The sequence below is a fragment of the Arthrobacter sp. BI5 genome (assembly GCF_056680065.1).
Window position 1 is genome coordinate 2,808,063 of record NZ_CM155264.1, and the last position, 23,439, is coordinate 2,831,501.

Below are 23,439 nucleotides of genomic sequence, written 5' to 3' on the forward strand. Positions count from 1 at the left end.
CGCAGCCCGAAGTAGCTTGACTCGAGGGGCGCCCACTGTCCTGATTCCTAGATTCAACCAGAAGACCATGGCGTGAATCGCAATATCTTGTGAGTTGAGACACAAAATTTACACGATTCCACGGAACTCATCGTTTTCTTCAGCGAAAGGCCCCGATCCTCGGCACCCCGCGGCCGCCGGACATGCCCCTCCTCCAGGCACGGCAGCGGACATGTCCCATCGGCAGGCCGCGGAGTGGACAGAATGGCAACGTGCCCAGACGCTGCCCCGGAAAATGGACATGCTCCTCCTCCCGGCCCGGCAGCGGACATGTCCCATCGGCAGGCCGCGGAGTGAACAGAATGGCAACGTGCCCAGTCGCTGCTCCGGAAAATGGGCATGCTCCTCCTGCGGGCCCGGCAGCGGACATGTCCCATCGGCAGGCCGTGGAGTGAACAGAATGGCAACGTGCCCAGCCGCTCCCCCGCAAAATGGACATGCTCCTCCTCCAGGCACGGCAGCGGACATGTCCCATCGGCAGGCCGCGGAGTGAACAGAATGGCAACGTGCCCAGTCGCTCCCCCGGAACATGGACATGCCCCGCGGCGGTGGGTGCCTGCAGATGGGCATGTCCCGAGCGCCGGCCGGGGAATGGGCATGCTCCTCGCCCGGGCTGGGGAGTGGGCCCGGACGCGGGGTTGCCGGAGAGCCCGAAAGCCACCTGACGGGCCGCAGGACGCTCGCGGCGGTTACGGCCAGCGGGCGGTTAGAGTGCGGCGCGCTGCAGCGACCGGGCGGCGTCGATGGTGGCCTGCCCCAGCACCCGGCTGCCCTGGTAGAGCACCACGGTCTGGCCGGGGGCGACGCCGCGCAGCGGTTCTTTCAGCGTGACCACGAGGTCGCCGGACCCGCCGGCGTGCTCCATCCGGGCAGTTGCCGGCACCGGGTCGCCGTGGGCGCGGACCTGGGCGTGGCAGTCGAACTCCTCGCCGGTGGCGATCTCCGCGATCGGCAGTCCGGCCCAGGAAACCTTGATGCCGCGGATCTCGTCGATCGCCAGCAGCGCCTCGGGACCCACCACCACCTTGTTTTCCTTCGGCCGGATTTCCAGCACAAAGCGCGGCTTGCCGTCCGCGGCCGGGGTGCCCAGCTTGAGGCCGCGCCGCTGGCCGACGGTGAACGCGTTGGCACCGGGGTGCTCGCCGACCTTGGCGCCGGATTCGTCCACGATGTCGCCGGAGGTCATTTCGATCTTCTCGGCCAGCCAGCCGGCGGTGTCCCCGTCGGGGATGAAGCAGATGTCGTGGCTGTCGGGCTTGTTGGCCACGGACAGCCCGCGGCGCTCGGCCTCGGCGCGGACCTCGGCCTTGGAAGGGGTGTCCGCGAGCGGGAACATCGAGTGCCGGAGCTGTTCGTGGGTGAGGACGCCGAGCACGTAGCTCTGGTCCTTGGCCCAGTCCGCGGCACGGTGCAGCTCGGGGTTGCCCTCGGCGTCGGTGATCACCTTGGCATAGTGGCCGGTGCACACTGCGTCGAATCCGAGCGCGATCGCCTTCTCCAGCAGGGCCGCGAACTTAATCCGCTCGTTGCAGCGCATGCAGGGGTTGGGCGTGCGGCCGGCAGCGTATTCGTCGATGAAGTCCTGGACGACGTCTTCCTTAAATCGCTCGGAGAAATCCCACACGTAGTACGGGATGCCGAGCACGTCGCACGCCCGCCAGGCATCACGTGAGTCCTCGATGGTGCAGCAGCCGCGGCTGCCGGTACGCAACGTTCCGGGCATGCGGGAGAGCGCCAGGTGGACCCCGACGACGTCGTGGCCGGCCTCGACGGCGCGGGCTGCGGCGACGGCGGAATCAACGCCGCCACTCATGGCTGCAAGAACTCGCATGCTGGCTTTCTCTAGGAATTAGGGGGCTTGCGGGAAGACGCTGCCCGCCAACCCATTCTATCGCCACGCCGAATCCTCCCCAAAAGCCTTGACGGCCCGGCCCTCCGCTTCTAAAGTCGAAAGTAGTGGTTTTAGAACTCCGTAGGCGTCGTGGACACGGGCGGGACGGGCAAAGATGGCTGTCGAAAACATCGTGATCGTGGGCGGCGGCCTGGCCGGAGCCACCGCCGCCAAGACCCTCCGGGCGGAAGGCTTCGCCGGACCGGTCACACTGCTCGCCGGCGAATCCCATGCCCCCTACCTGCGTCCACCGCTGTCCAAGGAATACCTGCTGGGCAAAGAGGGCGACGAGGCGCTGCCTGTGGTCCCGCCCAGCTGGTACGCGGAGCACGACGTCGACCTGCGGCTGGGCGTCCGGGTCACCGCGCTGGACACGGACGCCCGCACGGTGGCCCTCGCCGACGGCGCGCGGCTGCCCTATTCCACGCTCCTGCTGGCCACCGGCGCGTATCCGCGCACGATTCCGCTGCCCGGCAGCGAGCTCGACGGCGTTATGACGTTCCGCACCCTCGAGGACAGCCGCCGGCTCCGGGAGGCTCTCGCAGGAGGTGGCCGGAACGTCGTGCTGGTCGGCTCCGGCTGGATCGGGATGGAATTGGCGGCCACGGCGAATTCCTATGGCAACACCGTGACCCTGCTGGGCCTCGAACATGTGCCGCTGGCCGCGGCAATCGGTCCCGAACTGGGAGCCTTCTTCCGCTCGCTGCACGAGTCCCGCGGCGTGCGGTTCCGCCTCCCGGCGTCGGCTGCCGAGATTAGGGGCGAGGCCGGCCGGGTCACGGCCGTCAGCACCGATGCCGGCGAGGTCCTGGCCGCCGACCTGGTGGTCATCGCTGTCGGCGTTGTCCCCGAGACGTCGCTCGCCGCGGCCGCCGGCATCGAAGTGGAGAACGGGATCCTCACGGATGCCTCGTTGCGGACGTCCGCTCCCGGCGTCTTTGCCGCCGGCGACGTCGCCAACGCCCTGCACCCTTTCACCGGCAGGCACCAGCGCAGCGAACACTGGTCCAATGCGCTCAACGGCGGGAAAATTGCCGCCAGGGCGATGCTCGGCCGGGACGCAGTACTGGACACCATTCCCTACTTTTACACGGACCAGTACGACGTCAGCATGGAGTATTCCGGCTTCCCTGGCCTGATCGAAGGGCCGCCCGTGCTCCGGGGTTCACTGCCGGAGCGGAAATTCCTCGCCTTCTGGCAGCGCGGGGGCCGTGTGGTGGCCGGAATGAGCGTCAACTGGCCGCGCTCGGAAAAGCCGCAGCAGACCATCAAGGCCCTGATCACGGCACGCGCCGCTGTCAGCCCGGCGGCCTTGGCGGATCCGGATATTCCGCTGGCGCAGCTTCTCGCGGAGCAGGGGGCCTAGCCCCGGGCGGCGGCCTGGCGGGCGACGGTGCCCGCGGTCTGGATGCTGGACTCGTGTCCGGCCATGCCGGCCTGGCGGGCGCGCGCATAGGCGGCCGGCAGGGCCGCCAGCAGGGCATCGACGTCGGCCTCCGTGGAGGCGTGGCCGAGAGTGAAGCGCTGGGCGCCCCGGGCGGTGTCCTCATCCAGGCCCATGGCGAGCAGCACGTGGGAGGGTCGCGGCACACCGGCGGTGCAGGCGGAGCCGGTGGAGGATTCCACCCCGGCGAGGTCCAGCAGGAACAGCAACGAGTCGCCCTCGCAGCCGGGGAAGGTGAAGTGCGCGTTGCCCGGCAGCCGGCCGGGGCCGGGCGCTCCGCGCAGCACGGCCTCCGGAACGGCCGCGCGGACGCCATCGATCAGCCGGTCCCGCAGCGCGGCGATCCGTGCGGACTCGGCGGCAAGCTTGCCGGTGACGGCCTCCGCCGCGGCGGCGAAGGCCGCGATCGAGGCCGTGTCCAGGGTGCCGGAGCGCACGTCGCGCTCCTGTCCCCCGCCGTGCTGGACCGGCGTCAGCGTCACAGCGCGCCCCAGCAGCAGGGCGCCGACGCCCACCGGGCCGCCGATCTTGTGCGCCGAGATGGACATGGCGTCCAGGCCGGTTGCACGGAAATCGACAGGCACGGAGCCGAACGCCTGCACGGCGTCGGAGTGGACGGGTACGCCGGCGGCGTGCGCCAGCGTGACAATCTCCGCGACGGGCTGGATGCTGCCCACCTCGTTGTTGGCCCACATGACGGTGACCAGGGCGATCGAGGCGGGGTCGTCGGCCAGCTCCGACGCCAGCGCGCCCAGATCCAGGACGCCGTCGGCATCGACGGGCAGCCAGCGCACATCGGCGCCTTCATGCCGCTCGAGCCATTCGACGGTGTCCAACACCGCGTGGTGCTCGCCGGCGGAACACAGGATGCGGGTCCGCCGCGGATCCTCGGCGCGGCGGGCCCAGTACAGGCCCTTGACCGCCAGGTTGTCGGCCTCGGTGCCGCCGGAGGTGAAGATGACTTCCGAGGGATGTGCTCCGGCCGCGGCGGCCAGGGTCTCGCGGGCATCCTCGACGGCCCGGCGGGCCCGGCGGCCCGATCCGTGCAGCGAGGACGGGTTGCCGGTGCGGGCCAGCTCACGCGTCAGGGCAGCCAGCGCCTCCGCGGCTAGCGGTGTGGTGGCGGCATGGTCTAGGTATACGGGCACAGCCCAATTCTACCGTGGCGGCTTGCCCGGCACCGCAGGACGGCACCGCGGAGGGGTCCGGGGACGGCGCCGCTGGAAGGTCCGGACAGCGCGGGCGCTGGTGTACATTCAAGCGGTGAAAGCGTCCCTGTACCTTGTCCTGGCCACCCTGTTCTGGTCCGGAAATTTCGTCGTCGGCCAGGCCGCTGTCGCCTCGATGACGCCGCTGGACCTGACCTTCTGGCGCTGGACGCTGGCTGCACTGCCGCTGCTCGCCCTGGCCCACTTCGTGGAAAAGCCGGACTGGCGGGCGGTGCTGCGCCGCTGGCCCGTGCTGTTGCTGTTGAGCGTGCTGGGGATGAGCGGCTACACCTTGTTGCTCTACGGTGCGCTCGGCTACACGTCAGCGATGAACGCCTCCCTGATTACGGCTGCCAACCCTGCCCTGATTGTGGTGATGGCAATCTTCCTGCTCGGCGAGAAGACCACCCGGCTCGGCTGGACCGGCATCGGACTCGGGCTGCTGGGCGTCCTGCTGGTCCTGACCCGCGGCGAATTGCAGCGGGTAGCCAGCCTCTCCATCAACACCGGCGAACTCATGATGATCGGCGCCATCCTGGTCTGGGGCAGCTACACGATCATCGCCCGCCGGCTGGACGTGCCCGCCATCGCCGCCACCGCGGTGCAGGTCGCCATGGCCACCGTGACGCTGGCGCCGTTGGCCCTCGCCCTGCACGTGCGGCTCCCGGATACCCCGGCGGAAGGCTGGTCGCTGGCCTATATTGCGGTCTTCCCCTCGCTGGGCGCGTACCTGTTCTGGAACCTGGCGCTGAAGACCACCCCGCCGGGCACCGCGGGCAACTACCTGAACCTGATGGTGGTCTTCACGGCAATCATCACCGTCGCGCTTGGCACGCCGCTGACGTTCGTCCAGGTCGCGGGCGGGATCATGGTCGTCGCCGGGGTCCTGCTGACCGGCATCAAGGGCCAGCCGAGGCTCACAGCGGCCTGATCCGGGCGCAGCACTGGGCCGGTGCGGCGGCTCCCTGGGCCCTGAGGTCCTCGATGTCGAGCGCTTCCACCCGGCCCGGGTCCTCCCCGCAACCTTCTGCGGCCCCGGCCAGGAAGGCGCCGTTCATGGCGCACACCACGCCCGCATGGCCCTGGGCCACCCGGTGGAACGGGCAGTTGAGCAGCAGTAAACCGCCGGCGCCGTCGTCCGTGGGCCGGTAGCCCTCCGCGGTAAGCAACGCGGCGAGGCCGGCCCCGCCGTCAGTTGCGGCGGCGGCCCGGCCGCGGGACCGGGCGCCCCGCAGCAGCGCGTCCCGGGCGGAGCCGCCGTCGGTCGCTGATTCTTCAATGGCGGTCACCAGCAGTTCGGCGGCGAGGTCGTAGTTGCGCTCCGGGACGGACGCCGAGACTTCCTGGACGGCCGCGCGGTACAGCTTGGCCGGGCGGCCGGAACCGGGCCCCTCCTTGCCGCCGAGCTTGCGGAACTCCACCGCCAGCAACCCGTCGTGGACCAGGCGGTCCAGGTGGAACGACGCCGTGCTCCGGGCCAGTCCCAGCGCCCCTGCGGCGTCGTCGCGGCCGACCGCCCGATCCGCCGCGGCGACGAAGTCGAAGAGCCTGCGGCGGTTGTCATCGGCCAGGGAGGCGACGGCGGACACCCTGCGGGTCCACGTAAGACGGGTCATCAAACCAGCCTAGCTCTAAAAACAAGATCCATTGCTTAACTCTCCGGACCGTTCTAAAATTAGAGTATCTATTTTTAGAAGCTAGGAGCGGAAGATGAAATCTTCAACAGCACTTGCGGCCCAGGCCCCGGCGGTTGCGGCCGGTCCGCAACGGCAGGCCTTCCTGCTGCTGCGCACGGTCTTCACGGTGGCGCCGGTCATTTTCGGCCTGGACAAGTTCACCAACCTGCTCACCGACTGGACGATGTATCTGGCACCGGCGGCCACTTCGATCATTCCTCTGCCGGCACAGACGTTCATGTACCTCGTCGGCGTCGTCGAAATCATCGCGGGCCTCGCGGTGGCGGTCCGCCCGCGTTTCGGTTCGCTACTGGTCGCGGTGTGGCTGCTCGGCATCATCGTCAACCTGCTGGTGCTGGGCAGCTTCTTCGATGTGGCGCTGCGCGACGTAGGGCTCCTGGTCGGGGCGCTGGCCCTGAACAGGCTCTCGCCCGGAAAGAGCCGGTGACCCCTTCGCTGCGGCCGTCGTCCTGACCCCGCAGCACCGCCCGCTGCGGCGGGATCAGGACGACGGCGGCAGCACGGCCAGCCGGGCGGCGACGTCGGCGCGCGCGCCGGCGAGCGCCCCAGCGTCCGGGCAGGAGACGGAGACGTAGACGGACGAGCCGGTCTTGGCGAAGAGCCGGGCGTAGCTGGCCGTCACCCGGCGCCCGGCCTGCTTGCCGCCCTCAAGCACAAGCACCTCGACGCGAGGGCCCGGCTTGTCCGGCTCGCCGCCCCAGCGCAGGCTCGCGGTCTTCAGGTAGGACGGCAGGATGCTGGCGTCCAGGTAGCGGAACAGGGCTTCGGTGGATGCCCTGTCATCACCGGGGACAACCAGCGGCCACTGGTTCACACGGACCTTGGCGGAGACCAGGCAGCCGTTGGCCTTTCGGTACTCGCTGGCACCGGCGAGGTCCTGTTTGCCGGGTTTCCAGCCCGGCGCGTCCCGCAGCCCGTCGGAAACCCGCACCGGAACCCCGGCCGCGAGGCGGCCGCCCGCAGCCAGCGGCAGGTTCCGGGCGGCGACCGCTTCGGCGTCGTACCCGGGCGTAACGGTCGGGGTGGCGAGGGCGGCGGCGCTGCTGGCCGGTTTGGGCGCTGCGGGATCCGGAACGCCGACACTGCAGGCGGCCAGCAGGGGAAGCAGCGCCAGCAGCGCACCGGCCGTCCGGAGCCAGTCCCTCCGCTGCGGTCCGGCCGCCCGGCACGCCCCCGGACGGGCGCCGGCGCCCCGCAGCACCGCGCCGCTCTCCTGTTCTTCCATGTGCTCTGTTACCCCGCCTATGCCAGGACCCGGAGCGCGCCGGGAACCACGTCGATGCTCAGCGGCAGCGGGCCGATCCGCTCCCCGTCCGCGTAGGCAACCACTCCGTGCGCCTCCAGCTCAACCCGCCGGACCCGGCGGATCTCCACGGCCGGGTGGCCTGTGTGCCGGCCGGAAAACACCTTCGGAAACACCGCGAGGAAGCCGGCGCGGGACAGCGGCCGGACGATGAACAGGTCCAGGTAGCCGTCGTCGAGCACGGCGTCGGGCACCACCTTCATGCCGCCGCCGATGGATTGACCGTTGGCCACCGAAATCAGCATGGCGCCCTGCTGCCAGCGCTCGCCGTCGGCCGTAACGGTGTACTCGATGGCGCGGAAGGTGGCCAGTTCGCGCAGCATGGCGAGGTTGTACCGGGCCTGTCCGCGCGGGCGGCGCCAGGCGTTGGCGCGCTCGTTGACCGCGGCGTCGAAGCCTGCGGAGACCACGCCGGCAAACCAGTGCGTCCGGCCGCCCGAGCTGACCCGGCCCGCGTCGATCAGGCGCCCGCCCGACTCCAGTGCCGCCAGCACGCGTGCGGCAGCCGCCGGGATGTCGTGCCGCGGCAGGCCGAGGGCGCGTGCCATGTCGTTTCCGGTCCCGCCCGGAATGATCCCCAGCGGCGTTTCGCCGAATGTGGCCCCCGAGCCGGCGAGCGCGTTGACGCCGAGGTGCACCATGCCGTCGCCGCCGGCCACCACCAAGGCGTCCACCCCGTCCGCAACCACTTTGTCCACCGCGCGGGCCAGCGTTTCGTAGCTGTCCTCGCACAGCAGCTGGACCTGCGCCCCGGCCGCGCGGAAACAGTCCGCGGCTTCCCGGCCGGTCTGCTGCCCGCGGCCGAAGGAGGCGCGGGGGTTGACGGCGAGGGCGATCTTCATGCGCTGAATTATGCCAGCCGCCGGGAACCATCCGCGGTTGCGCACTCGTTATTCCCCCAGCCGGTTAAACTGGCCACGCCGGAGCTCCAGGCCGGCCCGGCTCCACCGACGCAAAGGAATTGCGCTTGACGCAGGGCAACAGCTCGCATTACCAGGTCCTCAGGATCCCCGTCACGGCGACGGACAGGGACATCAAGGTGGCCTACCGCAAGGCTGCCCGCACGGCCCACCCGGACCACGGGGGCGACGCCGCCACATTCCGCCGGGTGACCCTGGCGTACGAGACCCTCATCGACGCCAAGCGCCGCGCCGATTACGACCGCTCCTACGGCAGCGGCACCGCCTATTCCAGCCGCACCGCCCCGGCCGAGGAAGGGGCCCACTTCGACGCGCCGGCCGCCGGCAGCCGGGCCTCCGCGCATGTCCGCCGGCCCAACACGCCGCGCAACACCGCCGCGGACGCCCCGGTCTACGTCCCGTCCTTCGAGGAGGTGGCCGCCGGCGGCGGCGTGCCGCTGATCCCGGAGTCCGTCGCCCGCCAGCAGGTCCACGGCATGCCGCGCCGGCGGGGAATCTTCGGCGCCGAGGCACGCATCCAGCGAGAAATGCGCACCGTGCAGCTGATCACCCGGCAGATCCTGCCCGCCATCCCGGCCGCCCGGCTGATCAACGGACTGCAGTCCCCCGCCGACAACAGCCACATCGACCACGTGCTGGTCTCCGGCTACCGGCTGGCCATCATCGGTTCCATGCTCCTGCCGCCGGGAGCCTACGCCTGGAACGGCAGCACCCTGAACCACGGCGGACGGTCCATTGCCCCGCCGCAACTGGCTCACGTGGTGCGCCGGATGCAGGACATTTTCCCCGAACTGAACGTCACCGGCTGGACAGTCGTCCACAGCACCGACGGGAACCTGCACGAACCGGTGATTGACCGGCACGGGCGCTCCCGGGACCGCGGCGACAGCCACGAACTCGTGCAGGTGGTCAACGCCGCCGGGCTGGCCCGCGGCCTCAAGCAGTTCCTCAGTTCCGGACCGGCCCCGAATACGGTCAATGTTCCCGTGCTAGCCCGGCTGCTGCGCGGGATGCACTAGCGGAATGCACTAGCGGACAGTCGGCTCGCTAGGATGGGACCGTGTTCCGCATCCTCTTCCACAGCCCAGAAATCCCCGGCAATACCGGCAACGCCATCCGGCTGGCCGCCATCACCGGGGCCGAACTCCACCTCGTGGAGCCGCTGGGCTTCGATTTCTCCGATGCCAAGCTGCGCCGCGCCGGCCTGGATTACCACGACCTCGCCGTCGTCACCGTGCACAAGGACATCGACGCCGCGTGGGAAGCATTGCAGCCGGAGCGGGTCTTCGCGTTCACCTCCGACGGCGAGACCTCCTACACGGACATCAGCTACCGCCCCGGCGACGTGCTGATGTTCGGCCGGGAGTCCGTGGGCCTTTCCGAGGAAGTCAAACACGACCCGCATGTGACCTCCCGCGTCCGGCTGCCGATGCTGCCGGCACTTCGTTCGCTGAACTTGGCGAACGCAGCCTCGATCGCGGTGTACGAGGCGTGGCGCCAGCAGGGCTTCGCGGGCGCCAAGCTGTAGCACCGGTGCCCGCCCCCGGACGCCGCGCCGGGCCGGGGCCCGCACGGTCCCGGAAGTTGCGCCCATCCGATCCCGCCGCTGCGCCGAATGCTTTCTGAGAGAGCATTCACGGCGAGCGGCGGAAGGAGCGAGGAGCGGCAGGTGAGCACACTACAGGCGGATAGACGCCCGGCCCGTCGGGCTGCGGGCAACCACAGTGCTGTCCGAACCCGGCCTGACCCGCTATCGGCGGCAGGCACCTTATGCTTGAAGGTGATGGAAACTCCGAACGCCCCGAACCGCGAGGCCACCGCTCCCCCCAGCGCCTCAGCCGACGTGAACCGCCGGCTGGTAATGCTGCTCGGACAGATCGCCGTCGGGGACCAGGCCGCCTTCGCCGAGTTCTACCAGCTGACCTCGCGCCGTGTTTACGGCATGGCGCGGCGGGTCCTGATCGATGCTGAACTCAGCGAGGACACCACCCAGGAGGTCTTCCTCCAGGTCTGGCAGAACGCGGCGAAGTTCAACGCCGACGCCGGCAGCCCGCTCGCCTGGCTGATGACCATCTCGCACCGCCGCGCGGTGGACAAGGTCCGGTCCTCGCAGTCCTCCACCGACCGGGAAGCCAGGTATGGGGCCAGCAGCCAGGAAATCGACCATGATTCCGTCTCGGACGAGGTCGGCAGCCGGCTCGAGGCCGAAGCCGTGGTCCGCTGCCTGGACACGTTGACCGAAACGCAACAGGAATCCGTCCGGCTCGCTTACTACGGCGGGCTCACCTACCGGGAAGTCGCCGAGAAGCTCAACGCGGCCGTTCCCACCATCAAGTCCCGCATCCGCGACGGACTGATCCGCCTGAAAACCTGCTTGGGGGTGAGTTGAGATGAACGATATGAATCCACAGGGCAGCGGGCGCGCGCCCGGCAGCTTTACCGCCGACATCGCCGGCGACCTCAGCTCCGGCCGCGCCGTCGACCTCGCCGAGGTCTACGCGCTCCACGCCCTCGACGACGCCGAACGCACCGCCGTCGACCGCTACCTCGCCGACGCGCCTCCCGCCGAACGCGCCGAATTCGAGGAGCGGGTCCGGCAGGCACGCGAGACCCTGACCATGAGCTTCCGCGCCGAAGAGGAACCCCCGGCCGGGCTCTTTGACCGTATTGTCGCGGCCCTGCCGGCGCAGTCTGCCGGCCCGGTCGTCACTGGGCAACCGGCTCCCGCCGCTCCGCCGGTGGTGGCCCGGCCCGTCCGGGAGCAGCCCGGGCTTCCGGTGACGGACGAACTCGGTGCCGCGCGCCAGCGCCGGGATGAGCGCCGACGTCCGCAGGGCATGCGCAACTGGCTGATCGGCGTTGCCGCGGCCGCCGCCATCGCCGTGGGCGGCGTCGGGGTCGGCGCCTATGTCGCCAACCAGAACGACCCGCTCAACCAGGTACTCCAGGCCGGCGACGTCCGGAAGGCAACGGTCGACGTCGTCGGCGGCGGCACTGCCTCGCTGTCCCTCTCCTCGTCGAAGGATGCCGTGGTCGTGAAGATGAACGGCGTCCCCGCCCCGCCGACCGGCAAGGTCTACCAGATGTGGCTGATCCCCAAGGACGGCTCCGCCCCGGTCTCCAAGGGCCTGATGGACGCGGAAGCGCTGTCCAAGCCGGCCGTCGTCACGGGCATCGGTTCCGCCGCCTCCCTGGGCATCACGGTGGAGCCCGCCGGCGGCTCGAAGTCGCCCACCCTGCCGACCGTGGCCGCCGCCCCGCTGGGCGCCTGACCGCTGGGAACAACAAAGCCGCGCGGGTCCCGAACATTCGGGGCCCGCGCGGCTTTGTGCTGGCCGGCGGTGCTAGAAGATCAGCGAGAGCAGCATCACCAAGGCGAACCCCACCACGGAGATCATGGTTTCCATCACGGACCAGGTCTTGAAGGTCTGGCCGACGCTTAAGCCGAAGAGTTCCTTCACCAGCCAGAAGCCGGCGTCGTTGACGTGCGAGAGGAAGAGCGAGCCGGCCCCGATCGCGAGGGCCAGCAGGGCCGCGTGCGTCGGGGTGAGCGAGCTGGCCGGCGGCGCGACGATGCCGGCCGCGGTCACGGTGGCCACGGTTGCGGAACCGGTGGCGAGCCGGAGCGCCACGGCCACTAGGAAGCCCAGGACCAGCACGGACATATTGGCGCCTTCGGCCCACTTCTTCACGGCGTCGCCGACGCCGGCGCCGATCAGGGTCTGCTTGAAGCCGCCGCCGGCGCCCACGATCAGCAGGATCGCGGCGATCGGCCCCAGGCTCGCACCGATCTTGGTGGTGATCTTGTTGCCGGTGAAGCCGACGGCGTAGCCGAAGGTGCCGATGGCGAGGAGCACGGCCAGGGTCATCGCCACGAGCGGCTGGCCCACGAAGTCGAAGAAGACCCTGATCCACGGCGCCGTGGCGGGGTCCGGCCAGATGATGTCCACCACGGCCTTGAGCAGCATCAGGACCACCGGGAAGACGATGGTCAGCAGCGTTACCGGGAAGCTGGGCTGGCGCTTGACGCCCTCCAGGTCGGCACCGTGCTGGGTGTCGATGCCGCCGGCCACGGCGGGGGCACCCACCGGAACCCATCTGGCGGCGAGCCGGGAAAACAGCGGCCCGCAGATGATGACGGTGGGAATGGCAACGAGGAGCCCCAGCGCCAGGGTCGTGCCCAGTTCGGCCTTGACGGCGCTGATTGCGATCAGGGGTCCCGGGTGCGGGGGCACGAGTCCGTGCAGCACGGAAAGCCCGGCCAGCGCGGGGATGGCAATGCGCATGAGCGGCATTTTGGAGCGCTGCGTGACCAGGACGATCACCGGGAGCAGCAGCACCAGGCCGATCTCGAAGAACATCGGCAGGCCGATGATCACTGCAACGAGCGTGATGGACCAGACCACCCGGTTGCCGCCGGCCTTGGCAAGCAGGGTGTCCACCACCCGGTTGGCGCCGCCGGAATCCGCCAGGAGCTTGCCCAGCATGGCGCCGAGGGCAATCAGCAGGCCCACCTCCTTCAGGACGCCGCCGACTCCGTCCTCGAAGTTGGTGATGATCTTGGCCAGTTCCACGCCCGAGGCCAGCCCGACGAAGGCCGAGCCGAGCACCAGGGCGAGGAAGGGGTGGAGCTTGAACTTGGCGATCAGCACCACGATCAGCGCGATGCCGAGGGCTGCGACCACCAGGAGCTGGGTGTCGTGGCCGGTCCAGGCCTCGACGGCAGCGGGAAGCTGCATTGCGACAAGAGAATTCAAAACGTGTTCCTAGCGGGAATGAGGGGGATGGTGACCGGCACCCGGTCAGTACGCGGCCGGCACCCGGTCAGGACGCGGTCAGCGTGCGGCGGCGTCGGCGCCGTCGAGATGGAGCCGGTCGATGATTTCCTGGGCTTCGTCGGCCGGGGTTGCGCCGACGGAGAGGGTGATGAAGTTTTCGTCCCCGGTGGGGGCTTCAAGGGCGTCGAACTGGGATTCCAGCAGGGCCGGCGGCATGAAATGGCCGTGCCGGGACGCCAGCCGGTCGGAGATCCGCTCCTTGCTGCCCTCCAGGAAGACAAACACCACGCCCTCGCCGCGAAGCACGTCACGGTACCGCTTTTTCAGGGCCGAGCAGGTGACGACGCCGGGCGTGCCGGCGGCGGTGTGCGCCCGGATCCAGGCGGCGATGCGGTCCAGCCAGGGCCAGCGGTCCTCGTCGGTCAGCGGCTGGCCGGCGTGCATTTTGGCCACGTTGGACGCGGGGTGCAGGTCATCTCCCTCCGCGAGGTCCCAGCCCAGCCGCCCGGCCAGCAAGCCCGCCACGGTGGATTTGCCCGAACCCGAGACGCCCATGATGACCAGAACGGGGTGCTGCGCAGTCTTCGCCATTAAAGTCTGCCTTCCATCAATAAATATGATTTAAACAATGGCAAGCATATGGCAGCGGCCACCCGCGGGCAACTAGAACCCGGCGATGGTCCCCGGTCCGTTGACGGCAACAACGTGGAACGCTTCGGCGCTGCGCCCCGGGGCGAGACCGCCGCGTTCACCGGTGGCGAGCATGAGGCCGCGGACGGTGCGTTCCATCGCCCCGGCGTCGGGATGCTGGCTGGTGTGGATGTGGATGGCCGCCAGCTTGTTCTCGACGTGTCCGCTGACGTCGATGAAGTGGTTTTCGCGTTCCTCCGGGCCGGCGAAGAGCCAGAGCCAGGGCAGCTTGTAGGCTTCGAGCCCGGCCTCGGCCAGCTCCGGGTAGGCGAAGGGGTTCTCCAGCGCCGGGTAGACCGCCCGGGTCACCGCCTCCCCCACCGCCAGGTGGTCCGGGTGGCTCTTCTGGATCCTTTTCCAGTTGCGTTCGGGATGCATGGCCAGCACGACGTCGGGCCGGAGCCGGCGGGTCAGGCGCACCACTTCGCGGATAACCTCGTGCGAGGGTTCAAGGTAGCCGTCCCGCTGGTGCAGGTAGTGGATGTCGGTCACGCCGACGAGCGCAGCGGCGCGCTGCTGCTCCTCGGTCCGCAGCCGGACGATTTCATCCCGCTGCTCCGGGTCGAACCCGCCGGCGTCTCCGTCGGTCATGATGCAGTAACTGACCTGGACCCCGGCGGCGGTCCAGGCGGCAATGGTGCCGGCCGCGCCGAAGTCGATGTCGTCCGGGTGCGCGGTGAAACAAAGCACCCGCTCAATCCGGTTCTGGTCCGGATCGAACGGGCTCTGTGCCGCGGGGGCGTTGGTGCTCACTGGTCAGCCTTTGCGTTTCTTGATTTCTTCGGTCGCCTGCGGCAACACCTGGAACAGGTCGCCGACGATGCCGAAGTCGGCGATCTCGAAGACCGGCGATTCGGCGTCCTTGTTCACCGCGACGATGACCTTGGCGGTCTGCATGCCGGCCTTCTGCTGGATGGCTCCGGAGATACCGGCCGAGATGTAGAGCTGCGGCGAAACCGTTTTACCGGTCTGGCCGATCTGCGCGTCGTGGCCGATCCAGCCGGCGTCCGTGGCGGCACGGGACGCGCCGAGGGCCGCGCCCAAGGCGTCCGCGAGGTCCTCCAGGGGTCCGAAGTTTCCGTCCACGCCGCGGCCGCCGGCCACGACGATCCGGGCCTCGGAAAGCTCGGGCCGCCCGCTGGCGGCCTTCTCGCTCCGGGCGGTCACCCGGGCCGCACCGGCCGTGGCGTCGGCCGGCAGTTCGACGGTGACGGGCTGCGGGGCGGCGGCCGTGGCGGCCGGCTCGGGGACGACGCTGTTGGCCTTGACGGTGAGCACGGCCACCGGGGTGGTCGCCTTTGCCGTGGTGGTGTACGAGCCGGCGAGCACGGATTTGTGCGCGGTGCCGTCCGGGTCCACCGCGACGACGTCGGTGATCACGCCGGCGCCGAGCCTGATGCCCAGCCGGGCCGCGATTTCCTTGCCTTCGGCGGAGTTCTCGGCCAGCACGACTGTGGCCCCGGACGCCCCCGCGGCGGCCGCGAGGAACGCCGCCTTGGGTCCGACGAGGTAGTCATTGAGGTCCGCGGCCGCGGGGACGTAGAGTTCCCCCGCGCCGTAGGCTCCGAGGGCCGCGGCGACGTCGTCCCGCAATTCGCCGTTGAAGGCGACCGCGGTCTCGCCCAGGGAGCGGGCGATGGTTAGCAGTTCCAGGCTGGACTTCTTCAGCGCCGGGCCCGGGGTGTCGATGAATACGAGAACTTTTGCCATGTCTGGATCTCCCCTTAGAGCAGCTTCTGCGCGGCCAGGAACTCGACCAGCTTGATGCCGGCGTCGCCTTCGTCGGTGATGATGGTGCCCGCCGTCCGCGGCGGCCGGGCCTCCGCGGTCTCGACAACGGTCCAGGATCCGGCGAGCCCCACCTGACCCGGGTCGACGCCGATGTCCGCGAGCGTCAGGGTGGTGATGGTCTTCTTCTTCGCCGCCATGATGCCCTTGAAATTCGGGTAGCGCGGGTCATTGATCTGGTCCGTGACCGAGACGACTGCCGGCAGGCTGGCCTCGACGGTGTCGGCGTGGGAGTCCCCGTCGCGGCGGGCGGTGAGCTTGCCGCCGTCGAGGTCGAGGGAGGACGCAAACGTCACCTGGGGCAGGCCGAGGCGCTCGGCGAGCTGGGCGGGGACCAGGGAGGTCTCGCCGTCGGTGGAGGCCATGCCGGTCAGGATCAGGTCCGCGGGGGCGTCGGCTCCGAGGTGCCTGATCGCGGCTGCCAGCGCGAGCGAGGTGGCGGCGGCATCCGAGCCGGCGAGCGCGTCGTCGCTGAGGTGCACGCCTTCGGTGGCGCCGATCTGCAGTGATTTCTTGACCGCGTTGACAGCGCCGGCCGGGCCCATGCTCAGGGCGATGACCTTGTTGCCGGCGGCCTCACCGCCGCGGGCCTCAATCAGCTGCAGGGCCGCCTCGAGGGCGTACTCGTCCAGCTCGGACAGGATGCTTTCGGACCGGTCCGTGGTCTTGTCCCCGCCGCTGAGGTGGCGGTCGAACTGCGCGTCGGGTACGTGCTTGACCAGCACGATGATCTTCAAAGTCTCTTCCACTGTGTCTACAGCAGCCTTCCATGCGGGTGGGCAGCCAGCCGGGTGGGGTCGTGGCCAGGGAACGCCCGGAGGTGCCGGGTTGCTCCTAGCTAACCATATAGCGCGGGCCCGCCGCGGCCTGGGTTAACGCCTGTGTCAGGGCCCTCACGGAGGCAGCCGGCGGCGGTACACGGAGCCTGTCCGGGGGGCGGGAAAGGCAGAGCCGGCCGGCACCCCCTGGGGGTGCCGGCCGGCCGGGTACTGCTCTACCTCGCACTGCTCTTCTACTACTGCTCGGCTGCGGCTCCGAGGGTCACGTCGACTTCCTGCTCCTGGCCGCCACGCAGGACCGTCACCTTGACGGTGGCGCCGGCGGCCTGCTCGCGGACGGCGGCCGTCAGCTGGTTGGGATCGCTGATGGTCCGGTCCTGGAACTTGGTGATGACATCGCCCACCTTGATGCCGGCCTTGTCGGCGGCCGAACCGGATTCAACCGTGGCCACGTCGGCGCCGACAGAGAATCCGGAGGACGAGGAGCCCGCGGCTTTGGACTTGACGCTCACGCCAAGCTGGCCGTGGGTGGCCTTGCCCGTGCTGATGATCTCCTGGGCCACCCGCTTGGCGTGGTTGATCGGGATGCTGAAGCCGACGCCGATGTTGCCGCTGCTGCTGCCGGTGGCGTCCCCGCCGGCGGAGGCGATGGCGACGTTGACGCCGATGATTTCACCCTTGCTGTTCACCAGCGCGCCGCCGGAGTTGCCGGGGTTGATGGCCGCGTCGGTCTGGATGACGTTGATCGAGATGCTGCCCTGGTCTGCGGTGCTCGGCGCCTGTCCGCCGCCGGGAGGCGCGAACTGGAAGCCCTGGTCCCCGCCCTGGGAATTGTCGGCGCCGCCCTTAGGGGCGGCCGAGGAAGCCACGCTGATGGTCCGGTTCAGCGTGGAGACGATGCCGTCGGTGACGGTTCCGGTCAGGCCCAGCGGGGAGCCGATGGCGACGGCGGTGTCCCCGACGTTGAGTTTGCCCGAGTCGCCGAGGGTGGCAGGGACCAGGCCGGCGGGGTTGTTGATCTTGATCACGGCGAGGTCGGAGAGGGGGTCGGTGCCGACAACTTTGGCGCTGAAGACCTTGCCGTCGCTGGTGCGGACCTCGACGGCGGCGTTGGCTGTCTTGCCGTCCAGCGTGACGACGTGGGTGTTGGTGAGGACGTGGCCTTCGCCGTCGAGGATGATGCCGGAGCCTGTTCCTCCGTCGCTTCCACTCGTGGCCTTGATGGTTACGACGCTGGGCGAGGCCTTCAGGGCCGCGGCGGTGATGGCGTTGACGTCGTCTTTGTTGTTGACGATCACGGTGCCGGACTGGCTGGTGCCGCCGGTCGACGCCAGCGGACGGTTCCCGATCAGCGCGTTGCTGCCGGCTACGACGCCGCCGCCCACCAGGCCTGCTGCCAAAATGCTGGCCACGAGCGTCGGTACGCCGAAGGCGGCCTTGCGCTTGGGCGCATTGCTGGGGTGGTTGAAGGCGCTGTTGGGGGATCCCGGGCCGGCCGGCGGCTGGTTGCCGTAACCGGCGTAGGGGCCCGCGCCCTGGGCATACGGGCCGGCCTGGGACGCGCCGGGCGCCCCGTGCCCGGGCTGGGGTGACGGGGCGCCAAACTGCTGGGTTTCGGGGGCCGAGTGCTGGCCGTACGCCGGCGGGCGCTGCGGGTAGACGGGCCGCGGCGCGTCATCCGCCGGCCGGTCCAGCCTCATGGTCGGGTTTTCCTGGGCCGAGTCCCCCGCGCCGGGGGCGTGCGGGGCTGCGGGGGTGCGCTCCCCCGGCTCCAGCGGCTCCCGGTTCTTCATTGATGGATCCGGTGACGCGCCCTGCATTGGGTTCTCAGTCATGGGACTTCCTTTCATCCTCGTCTGCAGTCAATTATGGCCGCACAGACTGGAACAAGAGCGGACGTTCGCTGGGAGGTTCCTGAACGCCTACGGGCGGCCGCGAGGGCCGGTCAAGCATCATCCCGCAGGCTTCAGCGCGTTTCGCTGGTGGCATATTCCCCGTGGTGGACGCCCTCCGGGGTGCACCATAGAATCAAATGGAATTGCCTCAGCGACCTGCGGCTTTGCACCTGCGTGGGGGCGCTGTCGCGTTCTGGGACGACCGGCTCGGCCCGATCCGGTCACAGAAGTGCTGAAGGGTTGCACATGCGGTCAATGATGAAACGATTCCTCGCCGTTCTAGGCGTCGCGGGACTGCTGGCGCTCCCTGCCGCTCCCGCCCTCGCGGAGGATCCGGTGACCATTCCTTCCGGACAGAACATCGTCGACAGCGGCAATGTGCTGGGCAGCCGCAAGGGTGAGGTGCAGGACGCCATCCAGAAGCTGCTGAAGGACCACAAGTACAACCTTTACGTGGTCACCGTGAAAACTTTTGAGAACCCTGCCGATCCCAAAGCGTGGTCCCAGGCCGTAGCAACGAACAAGGGCATGGGCCGGGCCGACGTCATCCTCGCGATGTCCGACGACGGCAAGTACTACTTCTCGCCCAACTCGGCCAGCGCCATCGCCTCAAAGACCAGCACCATCAGCCAGAACGCGATCGTCGCTAACCTGGCAGGCGGAAAACGCGACTTTGCCCAGGCGGCTATTGACACCGCCGCTGCGGTCGGCGACGCCGCCGGCGGCGGCAGCGGCTCGGTCCCCTCGGGTGCGGGCGCCGGCAACGGCGTCCTGGTCGGCGTCGGCGTCGTCGCTGCCGGCGGCGTCGGCACCTACCTGTACCTGCGCAACCGCCGGAAGAAGGCCTCCGCCGCGGACCGCGCCGGCTACGGCCCGCAGGGCGCCGAGCTGGACCCGCTGGCCGGGCTGAGCGTCGAAGAACTGCGCCGCAAGAGCGGCTCGCTGCTGATCGAAGCGGACGACGCCATCAAATCCAGCGAGCAGGAACTCGGCTTCGCGCAGGCGCAGTACGGCGACGCGGCGGTCGGCAACTTCACCAAGGCCCTGCAGGACGCCAAGGCCCACATGTCGGAGTCGTTCAAGCTGCAACAGCAGCTCGATGACCACATCCCCGATACCGAGGAGCAGCAGAGGACCTGGCTCGGCGAAATCATCCGCCGCTCCGAGGCAGCCCTGTCCTCCCTCCAGGAGCAGAAGGCGGACTTCGATTCGCTGCGCGAACTCGAGAAGAACGCCCCGCAGGCGCTGGCCGCCGTCGGCGCCGGTGCCGCGGAAGCCGAGACGAAGATCGCCGCAGCGGAGGAGTCCCTGACCGGGCTCCGCGCCAAGTACGCGGAGAGCGCGCTGGTGCAGGTCGCGGACAACATCAGCCAGGCCAAGGAGCGGCTGGCGTTTGTGCAGAACGCCTCCGCAACGGCACGGGAAAAGCTCGACGCCGGGGAGGGCAGCCTCGCCGCCGTCGCCGTTCGTGCGGCCGAGGAGAGCCTGCACCAGACCAACGTGCTGCTCGGGGCCATCACCAAAGTGGCGGCCAACCTTGACGAGGCCCGCAACGGGCTCGAGTCCGCCGTGGTGGACACCGCGCAGGACCTCGCCCAGGCGCGGGCCATGATCCAGTCCGGCGCGCACCCGGAACTGGCCGGACCGGTGGCCGGGGTGGAGGCGGCGCTGGCCCAGGTAAAGGCGGAGATCCAGGGCGGCAAGATCGACCCCATCGCCACGCTGGAGCGGGTGGAAAACGCCCACCAGTCACTCGATACGGCCCTCACCGGGATCCGCGACCAGCAGGAGCAGGCCCGCCGGGCGCAGGCCTCGCTGCAGCAAAGCATCATGTCCGCCCAAGCGCAGATCGGCGCCACCTCGGACTACATCACAGCCCGCCGCGGCGGGGTGGGCACCGAGGCGCGCACCCGGCTCGCCGAGGCCCAGCGGAACCTCGACTACGCGCTGTCCATCTCGCGCACCGACCCGGTCACGGCCCTGCAGTATGCCCAGCAGGCGCACTCACTCGCCGCCCAGGCCGCCCAGCTGGCCCAGGCGGATGTGGACCAGTTCGGCGGCTACGCCAACCAGGGGTACGGCCGCGGCGGAATGTTCGGCGGCGGCGGAGGCGGCGGCCTCGGCGGCGCCATCCTGGGCGGGATCCTGATCAACTCCATCCTGCACGGCGGCGGTGGCGGCGGCTGGGGCGGCGGCGATTCCGGCGGGGGCTGGGGCGGCGGCGACTTTGGCGGCGGCGGCGGCGATTTCGGCGGCGGGGACTCCGGGAGTTTCTAGCCGGCCGGTTACAGACTAGGCGCCGGCGGACTCGTTCCGGCCGGCGGGTAGAAGCGGTACATTCACTGTTCACCGAATCCAGTGGCCATCACTGGAGAGGACGAAAGGTAACACCATGGTTAAGCAGTCCATTTTCGGCCGCATGGCGCAGCTGGCGAAGGCGAACATCAATTCCTTGCTGGACCAGGCGGAGGATCCGCAGAAGATGCTGGACCAGATGGTCCGCGACTACACGAACAACATCGCCGAGGCTGAGTCGGCGGTCGCCCAGACCATCGGCAACCTGCGCATGCTCCAGGACGACTACAACGAGGACGTCAAGAACGCCCAGGACTGGGGCAACAAGGCCCTCGCCGCCTCGCGCAAGGCCGACGAGTACCGCGCCAAGGGCGACACGGTCGACGCCGAGAAGTTCGACAACCTCGCCAAGGTGGCGCTGCAGCGCCAGATCTCCTCGGAGAACGAGGCAAAGTCGGCCGAGCCGAGCATTGCCTCCCAGACCGAGGTGGTGGACAAGCTCAAGCACGGCCTGGACCAGATGAAGGGCAAGCTCAACGAGCTGACCAGCAAGCGCAATGAGCTGATCGCGCGGTCCAAGACGGCGGCAGCGCAGACCCAGGTGCACGACGCCCTGCGGAGCATCGACATCATGGACCCGACCTCCGAGGTGGGACGCTTCGAAGAGAAGATCCGCCGCGAAGAGGCCAAGGTCCGGGGCCAGCAGGAACTCGCTGCCTCCAGCCTGGACGCCCAGTTCAACTCCCTGGAGGACCTCGGCGAACAAACCGAAATCGAGGCCCGCCTGGCCGCCCTGAAGTCCGGCAGCGCCACGCCGGCCCTCGGCGCCGGAAACGGTTCCGCCGCCCGTTCCACGGTGGAGGAAGCCGACTTCGACAAGCTTTAACCCGCGAAGCAGGGCCGGGCACCACCGCGTGCCCGGCCCTTGCCGTGTCCCCGGGGCACCGCTGATCCAGTAGCGTGGAGCCATGTCTTCGACCCTTGTCTGGCTCCGCGATGACCTCCGCCTTGATGACAACCCGGCCCTGGCGGAAGCGGCCGCGCTGGGCCGCCCGCTCACCGTGGTCTACGTCCTGGACGAGGTGTCCCCGGGCGTGCGGCCCCTGGGCGGCGCCGTGAAATGGTGGCTGCACCATTCGCTCGAGGCACTCGCCGCTGACCTCGAGGCAACCGGATCCCGCCTGCTCTTGCGGCGGGGCCCGGCCGACCGGGTCATCCGGGGGCTCGCCGACGAAACCGGTACCACCCGGCTGCTCTGGAACCGCCGCTACGGCGGCCCGGAACGCGCCATCGACGCCGGACTCAAGGACTGGGCCGCAGGCCGGGAGCTCAGCGCCTCGAGCTTCCAGGCCAGCCTGATGTTCGAACCGTGGACGGTCCGGACCGGTTCGGGCGGGCCGTACAAGGTCTTCACCCCGTTCTGGAAGGCCTGCCTCGACGCAGCGGAGCCGCGGCAGCCGCTGGGGGCGCCGCAGCGGCTCCCGGAGCCGGCAAAGTCAGGCTCCGGCGGGCTGCCGGCGAGCGACCCGCTTCACAGCTGGGGACTGCTCCCCCACAGCCCGGACTGGAGCGCCGGTCTCGCCGCGGAATGGACGCCGGGCGAGGCCGGCGCGCACGGCCGGCTGGAGGACTTCCTGGACGGCCCCGCCGCCGACTACGGCACGGGCCGGAACATCCCCGGCGTCGAGGGCACCAGCAGGCTCTCACCGCACCTGCGGTTCGGCGAAATAAGCCCGTTCCGGGTCTGGCACGCCCTCCGGGAACGCTTCCCGCACAGGGCACCGGCCGACGTCGGGATCTTCCGCGCCGAACTCGGCTGGCGTGAATTTTGCTGGCAGCTGCTCTACGAGAACCCGCAACTGGCCACCCGGAACTACCGCCCCGAGTTTGACCGCTTCGAGTGGCAGACGCCGTCGGACGCCGAACTGCAGGCCTGGCAGCAGGGCCGCACGGGCTATCCCCTCGTGGACGCGGGCATGCGCCAGCTCTGGCAGACCGGCTGGATGCACAACCGCGTCCGGATGGCGGCGGCCTCGTTCCTGGTCAAGAACCTGCTGGCCGACTGGCGGCTGGGCGAGGCGTGGTTTTGGGACACCCTGGTGGACGCCGACGCCGCGAGCAACCCGGCCAACTGGCAGTGGGTGGCCGGCTCCGGCGCCGATGCCTCCCCCTACTTCCGCATCTTCAACCCGGTGACGCAGAGCAAGAAGTTCGACTCGGCCGGCCGCTACCTGCGCCAGTTCATCCCGGAGCTTGCCGGACTGGACGACAAGGCGGTGCACGAACCCTGGAAGGCCGACGACGGCGGCGAGGGCTACCCGGCGCCCCTGGTGGGCCTGCCCGAGTCCCGGGCACGGGCGCTGGAGACCTACCAGCGGCTCAAGGACGGGTAGGAACAGCTAAGGCCCGGATCTGTTGATCCGGGCCTTAGCTGTTCCTGCCATTGGTTGCGGGGACAGGATTTGAACCTGTGACCTCTGGGTTATGAGCCCAGCGAGCTACCGAACTGCTCCACCCCGCGTCGCTTGATCAACTCTACCGTACTTTGGGGTCGGCCCCGACCGCGGCCCGGTTTCGGCTGAGCATAGACCGCCCCGCCCGGGTGAAGGTAAGCTCCGAAGAACCGACCGTCCGCCGGATCCGCTCCGCATCCAGAGCTTCAGACCGGGCCATCTACTTCAGTGTCCGCGCCAACGGGCCGGACGGAATCCG

21 protein-coding genes and 1 tRNA gene are annotated in these 23,439 nt (G+C 69.5%); 10 read left to right on the forward strand and 12 right to left on the reverse strand.

The genetic code is table 11. The features are described from left to right. Positions 1 to 745 precede the first annotated feature (745 nt). Complete coding sequence (gene mnmA, locus AC1MED_RS12885; protein WP_479783667.1) at positions 746 to 1,870, reverse strand: tRNA 2-thiouridine(34) synthase MnmA; 1,125 nt, start codon at positions 1,868 to 1,870, stop codon at positions 746 to 748. A gap of 175 nt (positions 1,871 to 2,045) precedes the next feature. Here mnmA and AC1MED_RS12890 point away from each other — a divergent pair, with 175 nt between their 5' ends. Further along, positions 2,046 to 3,296 (forward strand): NAD(P)/FAD-dependent oxidoreductase, encoded by a 1,251-nt coding sequence (locus tag AC1MED_RS12890; RefSeq protein ID WP_479783669.1) that lies wholly within the window; start codon positions 2,046 to 2,048, stop codon positions 3,294 to 3,296. Here the strand turns inward: AC1MED_RS12890 and AC1MED_RS12895 are convergent. Next, the gene (locus AC1MED_RS12895; RefSeq protein ID WP_479783671.1) at positions 3,293 to 4,522 is read right to left on the reverse strand and encodes a cysteine desulfurase family protein; all 1,230 of its coding nucleotides are present in this window, start codon (positions 4,520 to 4,522) and stop codon (positions 3,293 to 3,295) included. The two genes, AC1MED_RS12890 and AC1MED_RS12895, sit on opposite strands and share 4 nt — an antisense overlap. A gap of 115 nt (positions 4,523 to 4,637) precedes the next feature. Here AC1MED_RS12895 and AC1MED_RS12900 point away from each other — a divergent pair, with 115 nt between their 5' ends. Then, the gene (locus AC1MED_RS12900; protein ID WP_346959542.1) at positions 4,638 to 5,513 is read left to right on the forward strand and encodes a DMT family transporter; all 876 of its coding nucleotides are present in this window, start codon (positions 4,638 to 4,640) and stop codon (positions 5,511 to 5,513) included. Here AC1MED_RS12900 and AC1MED_RS12905 read toward each other — a convergent pair. Continuing rightward, a complete protein-coding gene (locus AC1MED_RS12905; RefSeq protein WP_479783673.1) occupies positions 5,500 to 6,198 on the reverse strand; it encodes a helix-turn-helix transcriptional regulator in 699 nt (232 codons plus the stop codon). The two genes, AC1MED_RS12900 and AC1MED_RS12905, sit on opposite strands and share 14 nt — an antisense overlap. Positions 6,199 to 6,292: 94 nt before the next feature. On the opposite strand from AC1MED_RS12905, the gene AC1MED_RS12910 reads away from it, so the two are divergent. Further along, positions 6,293 to 6,706, forward strand: coding sequence for a DoxX family membrane protein (locus AC1MED_RS12910; protein WP_479783675.1), 414 nt, complete (start codon positions 6,293 to 6,295; stop codon positions 6,704 to 6,706). A 54-nt stretch (positions 6,707 to 6,760) separates the two neighbouring features. Here AC1MED_RS12910 and AC1MED_RS12915 read toward each other — a convergent pair whose 3' ends face one another. Together AC1MED_RS12915 and AC1MED_RS12920 are read right to left on the reverse strand one after the other, a co-directional pair. Then, the gene (locus AC1MED_RS12915) at positions 6,761 to 7,504 is read right to left on the reverse strand and encodes a hypothetical protein (protein WP_479783676.1); all 744 of its coding nucleotides are present in this window, start codon (positions 7,502 to 7,504) and stop codon (positions 6,761 to 6,763) included. A 17-nt stretch (positions 7,505 to 7,521) separates the two neighbouring features. Further along, positions 7,522 to 8,424 (reverse strand): diacylglycerol/lipid kinase family protein, encoded by a 903-nt coding sequence (locus AC1MED_RS12920; protein WP_479783678.1) that lies wholly within the window; start codon positions 8,422 to 8,424, stop codon positions 7,522 to 7,524. 125 nt (positions 8,425 to 8,549) lie between these two features. Between AC1MED_RS12920 and AC1MED_RS12925 the strand changes: the two genes are divergently transcribed. From AC1MED_RS12925 to AC1MED_RS12940, 4 genes are all read left to right on the forward strand, one after another. Continuing rightward, complete coding sequence (locus AC1MED_RS12925) at positions 8,550 to 9,521, forward strand: J domain-containing protein (protein ID WP_479783680.1); 972 nt, start codon at positions 8,550 to 8,552, stop codon at positions 9,519 to 9,521. 41 nt (positions 9,522 to 9,562) lie between these two features. After that, the gene (locus tag AC1MED_RS12930; protein WP_346959548.1) at positions 9,563 to 10,030 is read left to right on the forward strand and encodes a tRNA (cytidine(34)-2'-O)-methyltransferase; all 468 of its coding nucleotides are present in this window, start codon (positions 9,563 to 9,565) and stop codon (positions 10,028 to 10,030) included. A 255-nt stretch (positions 10,031 to 10,285) separates the two neighbouring features. Further along, on the forward strand, positions 10,286 to 10,891 hold the full coding sequence (gene sigK, locus AC1MED_RS12935) for an ECF RNA polymerase sigma factor SigK (RefSeq protein ID WP_479783683.1): 606 nt from the start codon (positions 10,286 to 10,288) through the stop codon (positions 10,889 to 10,891). Between the two features lie 10 nt (positions 10,892 to 10,901). Then, the gene (locus AC1MED_RS12940; RefSeq protein WP_479786669.1) at positions 10,902 to 11,774 is read left to right on the forward strand and encodes an anti-sigma factor; all 873 of its coding nucleotides are present in this window, start codon (positions 10,902 to 10,904) and stop codon (positions 11,772 to 11,774) included. Between the two features lie 72 nt (positions 11,775 to 11,846). Here the strand turns inward: AC1MED_RS12940 and AC1MED_RS12945 are convergent, their stop codons facing one another. The 6 genes from AC1MED_RS12945 to AC1MED_RS12970 form a co-directional block, all read right to left on the reverse strand. Then, entirely contained in the window at positions 11,847 to 13,241 is a 1,395-nt protein-coding gene (locus AC1MED_RS12945) for a GntT/GntP/DsdX family permease (protein WP_479786671.1), read from the reverse strand. A gap of 96 nt (positions 13,242 to 13,337) precedes the next feature. After that, a complete protein-coding gene (locus tag AC1MED_RS12950; RefSeq protein ID WP_479783685.1) occupies positions 13,338 to 13,871 on the reverse strand; it encodes a gluconokinase in 534 nt (177 codons plus the stop codon). Positions 13,872 to 13,943: 72 nt separating this feature from the next. Next, positions 13,944 to 14,723, reverse strand: a complete 780-nt coding sequence (locus AC1MED_RS12955; RefSeq protein ID WP_346959551.1) for a PIG-L deacetylase family protein — start codon at positions 14,721 to 14,723, stop codon at positions 13,944 to 13,946. A 3-nt stretch (positions 14,724 to 14,726) separates the two neighbouring features. Beyond that, the gene (locus tag AC1MED_RS12960) at positions 14,727 to 15,680 is read right to left on the reverse strand and encodes an electron transfer flavoprotein subunit alpha/FixB family protein (RefSeq protein WP_479783687.1); all 954 of its coding nucleotides are present in this window, start codon (positions 15,678 to 15,680) and stop codon (positions 14,727 to 14,729) included. A gap of 14 nt (positions 15,681 to 15,694) precedes the next feature. Then, a complete protein-coding gene (locus tag AC1MED_RS12965; protein WP_346959626.1) occupies positions 15,695 to 16,495 on the reverse strand; it encodes an electron transfer flavoprotein subunit beta/FixA family protein in 801 nt (266 codons plus the stop codon). Positions 16,496 to 16,773: 278 nt separating this feature from the next. Beyond that, positions 16,774 to 18,372 (reverse strand): S1C family serine protease, encoded by a 1,599-nt coding sequence (locus AC1MED_RS12970; protein ID WP_479783689.1) that lies wholly within the window; start codon positions 18,370 to 18,372, stop codon positions 16,774 to 16,776. A 306-nt stretch (positions 18,373 to 18,678) separates the two neighbouring features. Here AC1MED_RS12970 and AC1MED_RS12975 point away from each other — a divergent pair, with 306 nt between their 5' ends. The 3 genes from AC1MED_RS12975 to AC1MED_RS12985 all read left to right on the forward strand — a co-directional run bounded on the left by AC1MED_RS12975 (position 18,679) and on the right by AC1MED_RS12985 (position 23,120). Continuing rightward, positions 18,679 to 20,709 carry a TPM domain-containing protein gene (locus AC1MED_RS12975; RefSeq protein WP_479783691.1) on the forward strand — a complete coding sequence of 677 codons (2,031 nt, stop codon included), beginning with the start codon at positions 18,679 to 18,681 and terminating at the stop codon, positions 20,707 to 20,709. 115 nt (positions 20,710 to 20,824) lie between these two features. Beyond that, complete coding sequence (locus AC1MED_RS12980; protein ID WP_346959555.1) at positions 20,825 to 21,613, forward strand: PspA/IM30 family protein; 789 nt, start codon at positions 20,825 to 20,827, stop codon at positions 21,611 to 21,613. A gap of 82 nt (positions 21,614 to 21,695) precedes the next feature. Next, positions 21,696 to 23,120 carry a cryptochrome/photolyase family protein gene (locus AC1MED_RS12985; RefSeq protein WP_479783693.1) on the forward strand — a complete coding sequence of 475 codons (1,425 nt, stop codon included), beginning with the start codon at positions 21,696 to 21,698 and terminating at the stop codon, positions 23,118 to 23,120. Between the two features lie 51 nt (positions 23,121 to 23,171). Here the strand turns inward: AC1MED_RS12985 and AC1MED_RS12990 are convergent. Then, positions 23,172 to 23,248: transfer RNA gene (locus AC1MED_RS12990), tRNA-Met, on the reverse strand. Positions 23,249 to 23,439: the final 191 nt, after the last annotated feature.